The following is a 15,107-nucleotide window of genomic DNA, read 5'->3' on the forward strand; positions in this document are numbered from 1 at the left end:
AGGTCTGGGTTGTCAGAGGTCGGTCTTACCGTCGTGGTGTGGGGATGGGGAACGGGTACCGCATCGAGGCGACACCGGCCGCCGGGTCGGTGCAGTCGGTTGAGCGTAAGCCGCGTGCCCGTAAGCGACCCAAGGGTGCACCTACTCATGTGCGGTCGTGGCCGCTGCGCCCGGATCCCGCGCAGTGCAGGGTTGTTCGGACGCGGTTTTTCGCGGTACCCGGGTGTATAACGCGGTGTTGGGTGAGTTCATCGGGCGTAGCCGTGCGGTGAAGTCTGATCCCGCGTGGCAGGCAGCGCGGTTGTTGCCGGGTCGGACGCCGGCGGAGCGCGGGGCCCGGGGTGCGGCTTTTCGGGCGGTGGAGCGGGCGTACGGGTTCACCAACGATGCGGCGCAGTCGTTCGCGTCGTCGCTGCGAAAGTCGTGGGTGCGTGAGCATCTGCCGGCGCAGGAGACCCAGAATCTGGGTGTCCGTGCGTTCGACGCCGTCAAGCAGTGCCACGTCGGCCGCAAGGGCAAGCCCCGGTTCAAACCGGTATCGCGTGGGTTGCATTCACTGTCGGCCAAGGATGGCAATGGTGCGCTGCGCCCGAAGGTTGACGCCAGTGGCCGGTTGGTGGGGTTGAGGTGGGGTGCGGGGTTGGTGATCGCGATCACCGCGCCCGCTCAGTCGGGGCGCCGCGGCAAGGAGCAGCAGGCCGAGCTGTCCGAGATCGAAGCGCTGATCGCGGCCGGCAAGGTGTTGTCGGCCCGGATCGTGCGAACGGTGATCAACGGGCGCGACACTTTCCGCATGCAATTGGTGTGCGACGGGCATCCGACCCGGCGTCACCCGGTCGGCGATGGGCGGGTGTCATTCGACCTCGGCCCGAGCGAGATCGCGGTCGCGGTGCAGCGCGCCGACGGGACGTGGGGAGGATGGCAGAGCCGCTGGCCGATCGGATCGCCCTGGACACCGCCCGGCTGCGCCGCGTGCAGCGGCACCTGGACCGGCAGCATCGCGCTGGCTCGCCCGGCTGCTTCAACCCGACGGTACCCACCAGCGCGGCCGCTGCGTCTGGCGACGCAGCACCGTCGCTGAACGCACGAAGGCTCAGGTGGCTGAGTTGCACCGCCGGCTGGCCGAGCACCGCAAGACGTTGCACGGGGCGCTGGCCAACCGGCTGCTCGCGTACGGCGCCGACCTCGCCTCTACGAGTACACCACCAACACCACCGCCCTGTCTCAAACCTGCCTGTGCGGGGACCGCAGGAAAAAGCCGCTCTCGCAGCGAGTCCACCGCTGCGGGTGCGGAATCAGAGAGCATCGGGACTTGTTCTCGGCCTACCTAGTAGTACTTTGTTAGGTTGGGAAGGGGTGGTGGCATGGTGGGCAGGTGCCGATCCAATGAGCAAGTGCGCGTTGGAGTTCGCGCACGATGCCGTAGAGGGTCAGCCCTGCCCACTGGCTTTTTGGTCGGTCAGCCGCAGGGTCGTGATGAACAGGTGGGCGGCGGAGACGAGGGTGGCGTGGTGGTGCCAGCCGGTCCAGGAGCGTCCCTCGAAGTGGTCCAGGCCCAGACCGGTTTTCAGTTCTCGGTAGTCGTGTTCGATGCGCCAGCGGATCTTGGCCAGGCGCACGAGTTCCTTCAGGGGTGTGTCGGGGTCCAGGGTGGAGATCCAGTAGTCGGTGGGTTCTTGCGCGCCGGTTGGCCATTCGGCGAGCAACCAGGTTTGGGGGAGGCTGCCGTCGTCGGCTGGGGTGATGTCGCGGTTTGCCGGGCGGATCCACAGGGCGAGGAATCGGGAGCGCATCGCCGCGGCCGGGTTGTCGGGGTCGGTCTTGGTGCCGTGGCGCCAGATCACCGTTTTGCCGGCGGTGCGTCCGGCGGCCAGCGCCAGGTCCCTCCAGGACTGGTGCGGGTCGCGGCAACGCGGGATCGGGGGGCGTCCGCGCCCGGTGTAGGGGGCGGTCTGGGGCGCCGCGTCACCGGTATAGGCGCTGGTGGCGCCCTTGACGGCGACGACGTAGCCGATCTCACGGTCGGTCAGCCCCTGCCGGAATGCGGTGGTGTCGCCGTATCCGGCGTCCGCGGTCAGCACGGGCGGGGTGCGTCCCCACTCGATCAACTCGTCGATCATCTCCAGGGCCATCTGCCACTTCGGCCGGTGATGCTCGCCGTCGGGGATCGCGCACCGCTTACGGCCGGCCGCGGCCGCGCCGGCGGGGTCGGCGGCGCACCGCTCGTCCCAGCGTTCGGGCACGTACAGTCGCCAATCCAGCGGCGCGGAGGCCGCATCGGAGGCGGCGTGCACGCTGACCGCGACCTGACAGTTGCCGACCTTGCCCAGGGTGCCCGAGTACTGGCGGGCCACGCACGGGGAGGCGACCCCGTCCTTGACGAACCCAGTGTCGTCGATCACCCACGCATCCGGATCGATCAGGGCGCACGCCTTGCGGGAGAGCGCCTTCGGACCGGCTCCACGTCCCACGGCGAACTCGTCACGAACTGCTGCAACCGCTGGTGATCCACCCGCAGCCGCGCCGCCATCGGCTGCATCGACTTGCGCCGGCCGTCGAGCATCAGCCCCCGCACATACAGCCCCGCCGTCGCCCGCCGATCCTTCCGCATCAAGGACGAGAACACCTCGCCGACAAAGGAATCCAACTGCTCATCGACACGTACCAGACCGGCTGCATCCACCCCCCGATTCTCCCAGGCACGACACCGAAAACCGTTGCGACACACCGACCTAATAAAGTACTACTAGGCCGCCGCTGAATAAGTCGTCTATCCCTGGTCGTGTCTGACGGCTGTGCGCCGTGTGGCGTGTGATGATGTTGTGGTGCACGGTATTACGCGGTCTGATCGGGAGTTGTTGGATGCGCAGGCGCTGGTCGGGGAGCTGGTGCCGCCGGGCAGCGTGTTCGCGTTCCTGGCCGAGCACCGCCACGAGTTGTTCCCGGATGCGTTCATCGCGGACCTGTTCTCCTCCTCGACCGGGCGGCCGTCACTGCTAGCGGATCTGGTCGGGTCGGTGCTGGTGCTCAAGGAGCTCTTCGACCTGTCCGACCCGCAGACCGCGGACGCCCTCCGCTATGACATCCGGTGGAAGGTGGCGTGCGGGCGGTCGCTGACGCAGGTGTCGTTCGACCCTTCCACTGCTGGTGTATTGGCGCAGGCGGATCGCTGCCTCGGATCGTCGCGACCGAGTGTTCGACGCGGTCGCGCGGGTCATCGCGGAGACCGGGATCTGCGCGGCCGTCGGAAACGGTGCGTGGATTCGACGGTGTTCGACGACGCGGTGGCCACCCAGGACACGGTGACCCAGCTGGTGGCGGCGATGCGGAAGGTGGCGCGGCTGGTGCCGGGCGCGAGATCGGTGATCGAGCGGGTCGCGAGGCTGGACTACTCCACGCCCGGGAAGCCGGACATCGACTGGGGCGACGCGCAGGCCACGGCGAGCCTGGTGTCGGATCTGGTCAACGACGCGTTGGCGGTGCTGGCCGAGTTGTGCGGCCAGGACGCGCCGCACCGGCAGGAGCTTGCGGCGGACGCGTTGGGGCTGCTGGCGCTGGTGGCCGGCCAGGGCGTGGAGCCCGCCGATGGCTCAGAGGGCACCGACGGGCGGTGGCGCATCGCGCGGCGGGTGGCCTCGGATCGGGTGATCTCCACGGTGGATCCCGAGGCCCGGCACACCCGCAAGTCGAAGTCCAACCGTAAAGACGGGTTCCGCGGGCACGTCAGCGCCGAGCCGCAGAGCGGGCTGATCACCGACGCCGAGTTGACCACCGCGGCCGGCGAGGAGGGCAGCGATCCGGTGGTCGGGCAGCAGATGATCGCGCGTGACCGCTTCCACCGTCCCGCGACCCAGACCCCGCACACGGACACCGGCGGCGACGCCGCGCCCGCCGACGCGCGGGAGGCCGACCGGTTTGGCGGCGATGAGGCGGTCGTCGCCGAGCCGGGGCCCGCTGCGGCGGCGGCCGGAGACAGGCGGTGAGATCACCGCCGCGGGAACAGATTCCGCAGATGCGATCGCCGCGCCCGGCGATACGGGTGCCGGCCTGCGGGTGTACGGCGATTCGGCGTACGGCACCGGGGCCGCCCGCGCCGCCTATCGGGACGCCGGTGTGCACACGGTGATCAAACCCAAGCCACTGCGCCCGGCCGTGCCCGGCGGATTCACCCTCGATGACTTCACCATCGACGAGCCAGCCGCCACGGTGCGCTGCCCGGCGGGGCACACCCGGCCGATGAGCCCGAAACGGACGGTCACCTTCGGCAGGCTGTGCGCCCACTGCCCGCTGCGGCAGCGTTGCACCATCGCCGCCGACGGCCGGTCGATGAGCATCCACCCGCACGAGCAGCTGCTGCGCGCCGCCCGCGCCCCGGAATTCAAGCGTGACTACCCGACCCGATCGAGTGTGGAGCGGATCATCGCCTGGGTCGCCACCCAACGCGGGCGCCGGGTCACATTGCGCTACCTCGGCGTCGCCAAAAACCATGCCTGGCTGCGCAACCGGGCCGCCGCGATCAACCTGCGCACCCTCGTCAATGCCGGCCTCACCCGCCGCGACGGAGCCTGGGCGCTGCCCTGACGATCAAGGGCCGGCAACGCCCCTTGATCGGAACCCGACCCTTGCCCCAAACTGGAACTGGCGGGAAGAACGACCACGTTGTCGACCAATCAGGTCTGACCTACTGCCGAAGAAACGGCCCTGTCGGCGTTCTTCCCGCCCTATCACACTTCCTTGTTCAGAGGCCTCCTAGGGCGTCCACAGCGCGCCGTCGAAATTTGAAATAACGCATCTGAGAACCGTTTTGCGGGTCGAAGGACCAGTCCGGCTGCACGGGTGGGTAGCAGCCGAAGAGGCTGCGGCGAAAAAGGGGCGGACGCATCCCGCCGTTGAGTTGTGGCGTACATCGTGCCTGCGTGGGAGTTCGTTCGGCGATTCGGCTATGCGCCGGGCGATTTTGCGGCACGATTCTCGTGTGTTGCGATTGATCCGGTCTGTTGGCGGTGCCGTAACGGCGTTGATCGCCGTCGTGGCCATCGAGCTGGCGTCGAGCATCTCCTCGGCCGCACCAGCGTCGGCGACGACGCCCTCGGCGATGATGGACGCCTACACGCCGCCGCCGTCGCCCCTCACCGTGCTGATCACTCCGCTGACCGTCGGTGTACACCTCATCGAGGCATTGGCCCAAGGCATCGCGAATGCCGTTGAGTACATCGCCACGCCAGCGCCGATCGCCATCCCCGCGCCGCATAACAATACCTAGTCATTGGTTGACGCAGGCGGCTAGACCTGCGTCAACGACGCTCAGTGCCCCCAGTAGGGCTCGAACCTAGGACCTGCGGATTAAGAGTGCGCCGAACTCACCGCTTGTACGATTCGGCTCGACACGGGCACCCTCGAACGTGCAGGCCGACGCTCGAATCGTGTATTGGCTAGTGAGGGGAAGTGTCGGGCATAGTCGGCCCTGCTGCGGACTGGATGCAGACCAGCCTCCCCCCAAAAGCCCTCGAGGTCATCGGGCTCTGAACCTTCGGGGAGCGGGGAACCTAACGATGGTGAACGCCTGCGCAGGCTTCCGGCTCACTAAGGCGTAGTAGGTGCGGGTGCGGGACCGACCAGCGCGTCCGACCAGACCTTGGCGACCGTCGCGGGTCCGGTCGCCCAAGCGGTGACGGCCTGCCCGGGTCCCTGCGTCCAGGCGGTGGTGAAGTCCCCTGCCGCAGTCCCGGGTCCGGTCCCCGTGTAGTACGTGACGAGGCCGGGTACGGGCGCAGTAGCCGCTGCATTGGCGCATATCGCCGGTGGGGAGCAATTGACGGTACTAGGTGGTGCGGCCATCGCCGGTGCAGCGGTGAAGACGCCGAGCCCTAAGAGCCCCCCAGCAATAATGGTGGTGCGTATCATCTTCGTGCCTTTCCTAATACTTTCCGCTCCCTAGGGACAGCTAACTAGCCGTGACGCAAAGCGTACAACGTCGCGGGCTTTCACGCGTATCCGAATGCAGGTAGCCGATACGACTGGAACCAGCATTGGGCACGAGCGAGGTGAAGTGACTGAAGGCACGGGTGATGAGCAGCGTGCTGGATCGCTGGCCTTATGAGTGCCCTTATCGGTGCCCCCACTAGGACTCGAACCTAGGACCTGCGGATTAAAAGAGCGCCTGACCTGGCGTTTTGGGGTTTGACCCGTATTGACGTGTGTGCCGCATCTATAGCTGGCCCTGCGCATATGCGTTGGTGGCTTTGATCGCGATAGCGCGGGTTTGAAATCTCCTGCGGACTGTGTGCGGACTGGCGGCCCGCGAGGTGGGAGCCACACGGCGCAAAGCCCCTCCAGGCGGCACGCCAAACGGTAGCCCCGCACCAACCCCCTCCGCGGCGGACACGAGCGTGGCTCGTCGGCTGCGGGGCAGTAGCAGTAGCCATCGTTGCCATCGCTGCGGTTGTGTTAAGGCCGCGAGAAAGTCGCTACGACCCGGCCCGGAAGTCAGCCGACACCGTGACCACATCTGGTTCCAGCCCAGCCCCCTCGAACCCAGCGCCGCTACCCGCGATCGCCCTACCGCCAGAGGTCGCAGCAACCGGCAAGCTGAGGGTCGGCACCAACGTGCCCTACGCCCCTGCCGAGTTCAAAGGCGCCCAGGGCCGCGTTATCGGCTTCGATATCGACCTCTTCGAGGCGATCGCCAGCGAACTCGGCCTGGCAGCACAATTCACCGACCGCGATTGTCGAAGTCGTAGTTGTCCACGTTTCGGAAGGCATTTCCGGTGCAATCATCGCATACGTTCGCCGTCGGGTCGGCGGTGTTCGACGAGCGGAATCTGGTGTCGGCCGCGGGCCTGGTGCCGGTCATGGAACTGGCTGAGCAGACCGGTCTTTCGCGGTTGATCCGCGAGCACGTCGACGTGCCCAGCACACGGGTGGCCTCCGGAGCGGTCAACCCTGCCGGGAAGCTGACCGCGATCATCGCGCGCATGATGTGCGGGGCGGACTGCATCGACGACGCGAACGTGTTGGCGCTGGCGGCACGCCCCGAGTGTTCGACGAGGTGTACGCGCCCTCGACAGTGGGGATCTTGCTGCGCGAGTTCACCTTCGGGCATTCCAACCAGCTCGCCGCGGTGGCCCGCGAGCATCTGATCGCGCTCGCGGCGCGCACCGCGCTGCCTGGCACCGACGAGCGGATGTTTTTGGACATCGACTCGCTGCTGCGCCCGGTCTACGGGCACCAGAAACAAGGCGCGTCGTTCTAGGACTGCACGTCCGGGTAGACGCCGATGGTTCCGATCGGCTGGATCTGCAGGCAGCCAACCATGGCTGGCTGCACCGTCACGACGTCGACGGGTGCCGAGATCCAGCCCCGGCAGTTATCGAAGCGGCGAGGCCGCAGACACCCGCCCACGCGGAGGTCAGTGGCGCGCATCAACGCCCGTAGGGCCGCGATGCGACAGAGTCGTTCGGCACCAACATGCACCACCAACCGGCCCACGGCGTTGCCCACATGAGCAACGAGACAGCCGGCATGGCAGGTGGAATCCACGGCATTCAGCCGTGGAGGACGTCAACTAGCGGGTCCAGCGCCCCGTAGCGGGCAGGAGTGCCAGCAGGATGCTGGCGAGCGGCAGCACCGGGATGCCGAAGACGATCGGTGGCAAGCTGGCGCCTGCGACGAACAGGCCGGCGAAGATCATCAACGCCACCGCCGAGCCCACCACGATCAGCAGCCGGCCGATCCGGCGGTGCAGTAGCAGCGCGATCAGACCGGCGATCGTTGCTCCCGCCGACACCGCGGTGAGGAAACCGATTGCCACGCAAAACAACTCATCGGTCCGCCACCAGCCGGCGATCAACGACGTGGCGATGACCGCGGTGGCCCAGCCGCTGATGATGCTGACGGCCGCGGTGATCGATGCCGCCACGGGGCTGGGCCGCAACCTGCCGGGCGATCCGACCGCCACGGGCGTGGGACGCGGGATGTAGCTGGTGTGCGGATCGTCGGGGCGTGGCGCGGAGGGTGGGATGAAGCTGGTCTGCGGCTCGTCGTCGGACGGCACGGGCAGCTGCGGGAAGGAGCCGGTGGGCTGACGGCGGATGATGTTGGTCTTCGGGTCCGAGTCGTCGGGCTGACGCCGGATCTGGGGTTGTTCGGGAGGTCCGCCGAAGGTCAAGGAAGTCCTTCCCCGAATCGCTTCGCTCCTAGTTAGCCGACGTAGCGGCCGGGGCCAAGTCCCCGCTGCGCCAACCACGGTACGGGGTCGACCCGGTTACTGCCGCCGAGCAGAACCTCGAAGTGCAGGTGCGGACCGGTCGAATTGCCCCGGTTGCCGATGGTGGCGATCTGGTCGCCTGCCATCACCCGCTGGCCGACGCTGACCAGCCATGTGTTCACGTGCCCGTAGAGCGTGACGGTGCCGTCGGAGTGGCGCAGCTTGACCCATGCGCCGTAGCCGGCGGTCGGGCCTGCGTCGATCACGACGCCGTCGGAGGCCGCCACGATCGGGGTGCCGATCGCGTTGGCGATGTCGATGCCGCCGTGCAGAACACCCCAGCGGTAACCGAAGCCGGACGTCCACACACCCTTGGTCGGCATCACGAACAGCGGCCGTGCCAGCCGGGCCTCACGTTCGGCGCGCTCCTGGGCGAATGCCGCGGCCTTCTGGATCTCCTCGGTGTGCACCGAGGCACTGGCCGCGGGGGCGACCGAGACGATCTGCATGCCGTCGTTCGAGCCCGTGATGACGCCGCCGTCGACGAACGCGGACTGTCCCGCGGCGAGCATGGTGGCTTCCTGCGGGGTGTCGGAGCTGTTCACCACCGAATAGGCGGCCGCGGCAGTCGCACCCGCGGCCATCGCCGCGGCGACCAGGCGGGCCTTCACGGCACCGTTGTCGGGCTTGCGGTGCAGGCCACGGCGGCCGGTCATGTCGATCACGTCGGTGGCCGCGACGCCATCGCTGACGTCGGTGTGGCTGGAGCGGTAGGCGCGCGCCGGCCGGTCCTCGCCTGTGGTGGGCTGGAACCGTGTTGGTACGACGAGCCGCAGCGGCACTAGATCGTCGGTGTCGTGCAGGTCGTCCAGCTCGGGAGCGTGGATGACGCGGGACTCACGGTCGAAGGCGGAGCTGTTGCAAAACTCCAGGTCATCGGTCAGATCGGGAAGGTCGCCGAACTCGTTGAAGGGGATGATGTCGGTGATCGTGGCGTCATAGCCGTTCGTCGAATCCCCTTGCGGAGACCTGGACGAACCGTGCTCTGCCAACCGAATATGTCCTTCTCGTCGTGACCGTAACGTTATCTAGACCAGAGGCACGTTAACCAAAATCCAATGTTGGTGGCAACCCGAGCCTTGATTCCGCTCGATATTGTGATCTGTATCACCACAGAGCGCCGGTGAGATGTACCACATGAGCGGTGGGCGGTGGGGACGCGTTCAGCGGGTGTGGATAAAGTTCCCCCGAGCCTCTCAGGCGACAATCTCGTAATCAACTCAAACGTCAACGCAGACAGACAGTGAGCCAATGGATCTCTTCGAATACCAGGCGAAGGAGATGTTCGCCAAGCACAACGTTCCCACCTCGCCCGGCCGGGTCACCGACACCGCCGAGGACGCAAAGGCCATCGCCGAGGAAATCGGTCGGCCCGTCATGGTGAAGGCGCAGGTCAAGGTCGGCGGACGCGGCAAGGCCGGCGGCGTGAAGTACGCGGCCACCCCCGAGGACGCGTTCACCCACGCGCAGAACATCCTCGGCTTGGACATCAAGGGCCACATCGTCAAGAAGCTGCTGGTCGCCGAGGCCAGCGACATCGCCGAGGAGTACTACATCTCCTTCCTGCTCGATCGCTCTAACCGCACCTACCTGGCCATGTGCTCGGTCGAGGGCGGTATGGAGATCGAAGAGGTCGCAGCGACCAAGCCTGAGCGGCTCGCCAAGGTCCCCGTCGACGCCGTCAAGGGTGTCGACCTGGCCTTCGCGCGGTCGATCGCCGAGCAGGGACACCTGCCCGCCGAGGTGCTCGACGCGGCCGCCGTCACCATCTCGAAGCTGTGGGACGTGTTCGTCGGCGAGGACGCCACCCTGGTGGAGGTCAACCCGCTGGTGCGCACGCCCGACGATCAGATCCTCGCGCTCGACGGCAAGGTCACGCTCGACGGCAACGCGGACTTCCGTCAGCCCGGGCACGTGGAGTTCGAGGACAAGGACGCCACCGACCCGCTGGAGCTGAAGGCCAAGGAGAACGACCTCAACTACGTCAAGCTCGACGGTGCGGTCGGCATCATCGGCAACGGCGCCGGTCTGGTCATGTCGACGCTGGACGTCGTCGCCTACGCGGGCGAGAAGCACGGCGGCGTGAAGCCCGCCAACTTCCTCGACATCGGCGGCGGTGCGTCCGCCGAGGTCATGGCTGCCGGCCTGGACGTCATCCTCGGCGACTCGCAGGTGAAGAGCGTGTTCGTCAACGTCTTCGGTGGCATCACCGCCTGCGACGCGGTGGCCAACGGCATCGTCGGCGCGCTGAAGAAGCTGGGCGCCGACGCGAACAAGCCGCTCGTCGTCCGGCTGGACGGCAACAACGTCGAAGAGGGCAGGCGCATCCTCGCCGACGCCAACCATCCCCTGGTGATCCAGGCCGAGACCATGGACGCCGGCGCAGACAAGGCCGCCGAGCTGGCCAACAAGTAAGGGAGCCAACAGATCATGTCGATTTTCCTTAACGCGGACAGCAAGGTCATCGTCCAGGGCATCACCGGCGGCGAGGGCACCAAGCACGCCGCGCTGATGCTCAAGGCAGGCACCCAGGTGGTCGGCGGCGTCAACGCGCGCAAGGCCGGAACTGAGGTGACGCACGTAGATAAAAATGGCAAAGACATCAATTTGCCCGTATTCGCGAGCGTCGCCGAGGCCATCAAGGAGACCGGCGCCGACGTGTCGATCGCCTTCGTGCCGCCGGCCTTCTCCAAGGACGCCATCATCGAGGCCATCGACGCCGAGATCCCGCTGCTTGTCGTCATCACCGAGGGAATCCCGGTGCAGGACAGTGCATATGCATGGGCCTATAACGTCGACAAGGGTGAGAAGACCCGCATCATCGGCCCGAACTGTCCCGGCATCATCACGCCGGGTGAGTCGCTGGTCGGCATCACGCCCAACAACATCACCGGCAAGGGCCCGATCGGCCTGGTGTCGAAGTCGGGCACGCTGACCTACCAGATGATGTACGAGCTGCGCGATCTCGGCTTCTCGACCGCCATCGGCATCGGCGGCGACCCGGTCATCGGCACCACCCACATCGACGCCATCGAGGCGTTCGAGAAGGACCCCGAGACCAAGATCATCGTGATGATCGGCGAGATCGGCGGCGACGCCGAGGAGAAGGCCGCGGCCTACATCAAGGCCAACGTCAGCAAGCCGGTCGTCGGCTATGTCGCGGGCTTCACCGCGCCGGAGGGCAAGACCATGGGCCACGCAGGCGCCATCGTGTCCGATGGTGCGGGCACCGCTGAAGGCAAGAAGGAAGCGCTCGAAGCTGCCGGCGTCAAGGTCGGCAAGACGCCGTCCTCGACCGCTGCGCTGGCCCGGGAGATCCTCGAAAGTCTGTAACCGTTCCTCGAGACTGCGGTCAGATCGCGAATCCTTCGGCGGGATTCACGATCTGGCCGCAGTTTCGTCTGCGGCGGAAGGGCTTCGGATCATGTCGAGGACTACCGATGCCGTGTGCCTGTCGAGTGCATCGAGCGGACTGAACTCCGGCGGAAAGCTGAGTTCACCCGATGCCGCGGCGTGTGCGAGCACACCTGCGGTGGCCGCCCGAGCGTCTGGGGTCAGCGCTGCGAGTACGTGCGGCAGCTGATCGGGCGAAGTGACCGACTCCTGCAGGTTCAGCGTCAAGGCGATGGCGACCAAGGCATCGGCGTCGCGTGCTGGGGGCGACGGAACTCGCACCACGGTCTCTATCCACATCCGCCAGCTGAAGATCTTTTGTGCGTCTGACGCTTGGGCGCGTTCGAGATCGTCGAGGATGTCGTTGAGTTGGCGAAGCGCGATGTCGCCATCGGCCAGCATGGCCGACATGTGTCGCAAGAAGAGTGCAGGCCCCGACGTTCGTCGCTTGCGCACCGCGTCGGACTTCGCGAGCTGGTCGAATCGATCGGGGTCCTCGGTGTCGAGAAAGATGCGGAACGCAAGCAGCGCATCCTCTTCGGCCTCGCTCCACGAGTGGTCGGCGAGCACCGTCAGGCCGTGATGCAGTCGTTGAAGACCGTGGCCGTCGCTCTCGGAGGCTGCCGTCACGGCGCGCGTGATCAATTGTTCGAGACCGTTTGGCGCGGCTCGTCGCTGTGGGCGCTGGTAGGCCGCACACATCACCGACTCCAGGGCGGCCCCGATTCGCGAAATGTCGTTCGCGTCGTCGCCGATCCAGAGCCGCAGACCGGTCAACACGTCATCGGCGTCGCCGGAGACGGCACGTGGCGACCACAGTTCGTCACGTCGTAGGAGTGCCCTTTGCAGGTGTCGCTCAAGTGGTGAATCGGGCTTGGCTTGGGCAAGTTCGGCCATCAACCGCTCTGCCGAATAGAATCCACGCAGGAATTCGACGATGAGCCGCAACGGCTTTCCGCGCTCCTCGCGGTACTGCAGGTGATATCGCAGCAGCGATTCGGTCACGTCGTACCATGACGCACGCTGGTCTCCGTCCCGCGCCTTGGTCGACGTCACCCACCGCGACGCGGCGAGTCGGCCCAGCGCCGTCGCAGCGGACTGATTCGAAACACCCACTGCCGCAGCCAGATCACCAACCGTCTGTGGCTCCCAGCCGCGAGCGAGCTCCACCACCAGGCGCTGTTCGCCAGGTGGCAATTGCCACAGCCGCTGCTGGTAGTAGGGCGCGAGCCGGTCGAGCAGCGCCTCCACCGTCGGAACCAGCGCGTCCAGGGATCGCACGTCGATGCAGTCGGACAGCATGTGCCACAGACGTGGTGACCCGCCGGCCAGGCGGTGGATGACCTGAAGCCGCTCGAGCCCAGTCGGAGAGTCGATGAACTCGGCAAGCTCCATGTCGCCGCGCCGGCGGGCTGCCCGACCGAGCATGGTCGCGCACTCGTCGATGCTCAGCTCGGGGAGCGTCTCCACCATGAACGAGCCGTACCACGGATACGACCTGGACGAGACGCCCGAGAACAGGGCGGGCGCCGTTGCGAAGACCGTTATCTCGGTGGATGTTTCGATCCACGCCCGCAGGCTGCCCTGACCCGTCTCGCCGAGCTCGTCGAAGACCCGGTCGAGGTTCTCGATGGCCAGCAGGATCATGCGGCCTGCGGCGGCTGTCGTGATCGCCTGCTCGATACCCACGGTGTCCTTGTCGCGGCGCATGCCACGCGCCGCCTCGCCGAGTTCGACGTCAATGGTCCGCGCGATCTCGACGAGCAAGTCGAGGTACGACCCGATGGCCAGGGAGTCCTCCGGAATCAGCACGGGCAGTGTGTGTTCGGCAGTTTGTGTATCGGCGAGGCTGCGGTTGACGACGACGTGCAGCGTGTGCGTCTTTCCCCCACCGCGCGGCGCGATGAGCAACGTGTGCGGCCGGGCACCGCCGCTCGCGGCACCTCTGATCCGGTGCACCAGGGTGTCGAACAGCGCTTCGCGGCCCACCGTGTTGGCGTCGAGGTCTTCGGGACCCATCGCCCCGGGGGTGAACGTTGGATGTGCCGTCATCGCCGCATCATTCGCCAGGCGCGTTGCACGAGGGAGGAGGCGAACCGGTCTGCGTCGGCCTCGCGGACGAGGTAGTGGTCCAGTTCGAGTCGTTCGACGAACGAGACCAGTTGGTCACGATCGTCGATCGCGATGCCCTCGCCGCGTAGCAGCATCATCGTGTCATCGATGGTGATGGGGCCATCCGCATACGCGTAGACGTCGAGCACCTTGGCGATGGCAGCCTTGTCGGAGCCGTAGTAGTGGGTCAGCCGGTCCCGGTAGTGCCTGAGGTCCCAAGGGTCGGTGGGATCGGATATCGCCGCCGACACCAGGTCGGGGACCTGGGCGGGTTGGGGGAGCACGCCGGTGGTGCGCCACGACGCCAGCGACGCGGCGACCAGGTGCTGGATGTAGTACGGGATGTGTTCGGCCGCCGCAGCGACGGCGGGAGCGACCAGGTGGGCGTCGGCGGGATTCACTCTGCCGCCGAGCAGCAGGCATTCGGCGAGATACGCGGCGTGGTCGGCGCGGATGGGACCCACGGTGATCTTTTGGATGTCGTTGACGGTGCTCGGGGCGTCCGTCGACACGTGGTGGAATCCGATGGAGCCGGACAACACGGTGGCGACCCTGCCGCCGTGCTCCTGGCGGAACCGACGCAGGGTATGGAGGAAGTTGTCTCCCGCACCCGGCTCACGGCGTTCGAGGTTGCGTGCGAGCACGGTGACTTCGTCGATGAAGAGCACCAATTGACGTCCGTCGGCACGTTCGACCGCTCGGCGGAGCAAGTCGTCGAGTGCCGCCGCCGCGCGTCCGTCCCGCTCGACCTTCAGCGGACCTGCGGTGAGCGTCACCCGCAACTTCGACAGTTCCTGGGCCCAGCCGGGTTCGAGCCTGGCCAGCTCGGCGGCGAGCGCCGCGACGAACTCCTCGTACGTCTCGCGCTCTGCGCTGGTGGCGATCACCATCGCCCCTGCGCGCGCCGCGTTCTGTTGAACGACGCGCGACAGTGACGTCTTGCCATGTCTGCGGTCGCCGACGAGGACCGCACCGCTGTGTGGCAGTGACGCGGCGACCGCTTCGGCGTCGCGGATGCGGCCGACGACGTCGTCGGGGCGGACGATGCCCCCGACGACCAGAGTCATCGGACGTACTGGCCAGCTCATAGACCAAGAGTACGCCGAACGTGATGTACGTCAATAATGTCGTACATCACTATCGGCGTACGACGCGACGACTTTGCTTGATTAGGAACACGTTCTAGTTTTCGATTAGCCTGACGAATCAACACGCGCCAGGAGGTTGTAATGGCTGAGGCAAAGTCCTCGCGCAAGCGCTCGTCCGAAGATCCCCGGACTCCTGTCATCGTCGGCGTCGGCCAGTTCACCGAGCGCATCGACGACCCCGACTACCG

The 15,107-nt window shown here is 66.7% G+C and carries 12 protein-coding genes and 2 pseudogenes; 8 read left to right on the forward strand and 6 right to left on the reverse strand.

The genetic code is table 11. The annotated features are described in order from the left end of the window. Positions 1-238: 238 nt before the first annotated feature. Entirely contained in the window at positions 239-1,081 is an 843-nt protein-coding gene (locus tag QOC69_RS22880) for a hypothetical protein (protein ID WP_526443873.1), read from the forward strand. A gap of 309 nt (positions 1,082-1,390) precedes the next feature. Here QOC69_RS22880 and QOC69_RS22885 read toward each other — a convergent pair. Continuing rightward, positions 1,391-2,683, reverse strand: a pseudogene (locus QOC69_RS22885) (IS701 family transposase); the annotation flags it as partial. 172 nt (positions 2,684-2,855) lie between these two features. Here QOC69_RS22885 and QOC69_RS22890 point away from each other — a divergent pair. The 5 genes and pseudogenes from QOC69_RS22890 to QOC69_RS22910 form a co-directional block, all read left to right on the forward strand. Continuing rightward, entirely contained in the window at positions 2,856-3,983 is a 1,128-nt protein-coding gene (locus QOC69_RS22890; protein ID WP_526443875.1) for a transposase, read from the forward strand. Beyond that, positions 3,925-4,581, forward strand: coding sequence for a transposase (locus QOC69_RS22895; protein ID WP_526443877.1), 657 nt, complete (start codon positions 3,925-3,927; stop codon positions 4,579-4,581). The genes QOC69_RS22890 and QOC69_RS22895 overlap by 59 nt, the downstream gene beginning before the upstream one ends. 394 nt (positions 4,582-4,975) lie before the next feature. Further along, complete coding sequence (locus QOC69_RS22900) at positions 4,976-5,263, forward strand: hypothetical protein (protein WP_526443879.1); 288 nt, start codon at positions 4,976-4,978, stop codon at positions 5,261-5,263. Positions 5,264-6,606: 1,343 nt separating this feature from the next. Next, entirely contained in the window at positions 6,607-6,888 is a 282-nt protein-coding gene (locus tag QOC69_RS22905; protein WP_526443895.1) for a transporter substrate-binding domain-containing protein, read from the forward strand. Then, positions 6,804-7,249 (forward strand): annotated as a pseudogene (locus QOC69_RS22910) (IS1380 family transposase); the annotation flags it as partial. The gene QOC69_RS22905 and the pseudogene QOC69_RS22910, both read left to right, overlap by 85 nt. Here QOC69_RS22910 and QOC69_RS22915 read toward each other — a convergent pair. The 3 genes from QOC69_RS22915 to QOC69_RS22925 all read right to left on the reverse strand — a co-directional run bounded on the left by QOC69_RS22915 (position 7,249) and on the right by QOC69_RS22925 (position 9,258). Continuing rightward, positions 7,249-7,500, reverse strand: coding sequence for a hypothetical protein (locus QOC69_RS22915; protein ID WP_526443881.1), 252 nt, complete (start codon positions 7,498-7,500; stop codon positions 7,249-7,251). The pseudogene QOC69_RS22910 and the gene QOC69_RS22915 sit on opposite strands and share 1 nt — an antisense overlap. Before the next feature lie 64 nt (positions 7,501-7,564). Next, positions 7,565-8,167 carry a hypothetical protein gene (locus tag QOC69_RS22920; protein ID WP_526443883.1) on the reverse strand — a complete coding sequence of 201 codons (603 nt, stop codon included), beginning with the start codon at positions 8,165-8,167 and terminating at the stop codon, positions 7,565-7,567. Positions 8,168-8,199: 32 nt separating this feature from the next. Continuing rightward, entirely contained in the window at positions 8,200-9,258 is a 1,059-nt protein-coding gene (locus QOC69_RS22925; RefSeq protein WP_526443885.1) for a M23 family metallopeptidase, read from the reverse strand. A 259-nt stretch (positions 9,259-9,517) separates the two neighbouring features. Between QOC69_RS22925 and sucC the strand changes: the two genes are divergently transcribed. Both sucC and sucD read left to right on the forward strand, forming a co-directional pair. After that, a complete protein-coding gene (sucC, locus tag QOC69_RS22930; RefSeq protein ID WP_526443887.1) occupies positions 9,518-10,681 on the forward strand; it encodes an ADP-forming succinate--CoA ligase subunit beta in 1,164 nt (387 codons plus the stop codon). A gap of 15 nt (positions 10,682-10,696) precedes the next feature. Beyond that, on the forward strand, positions 10,697-11,599 hold the full coding sequence (gene sucD / locus QOC69_RS22935) for a succinate--CoA ligase subunit alpha (RefSeq protein WP_526443889.1): 903 nt from the start codon (positions 10,697-10,699) through the stop codon (positions 11,597-11,599). Between the two features lie 45 nt (positions 11,600-11,644). On the opposite strand, the gene QOC69_RS22940 is transcribed toward sucD, so the two are convergent. Then, on the reverse strand, positions 11,645-13,711 hold the full coding sequence (locus QOC69_RS22940) for a hypothetical protein (RefSeq protein ID WP_526443891.1): 2,067 nt from the start codon (positions 13,709-13,711) through the stop codon (positions 11,645-11,647). Further along, positions 13,708-14,859, reverse strand: a complete 1,152-nt coding sequence (locus tag QOC69_RS22945; RefSeq protein ID WP_526443893.1) for an ATP-binding protein — start codon at positions 14,857-14,859, stop codon at positions 13,708-13,710. The genes QOC69_RS22940 and QOC69_RS22945 overlap by 4 nt, the downstream gene beginning before the upstream one ends. Positions 14,860-15,107 lie beyond the last annotated feature (248 nt).

The sequence above is a fragment of the Mycobacterium sp. genome, assembly GCF_032162105.1.
Taxonomy (GTDB): Bacteria; Actinomycetota; Actinomycetes; order Mycobacteriales; family Mycobacteriaceae; genus Mycobacterium.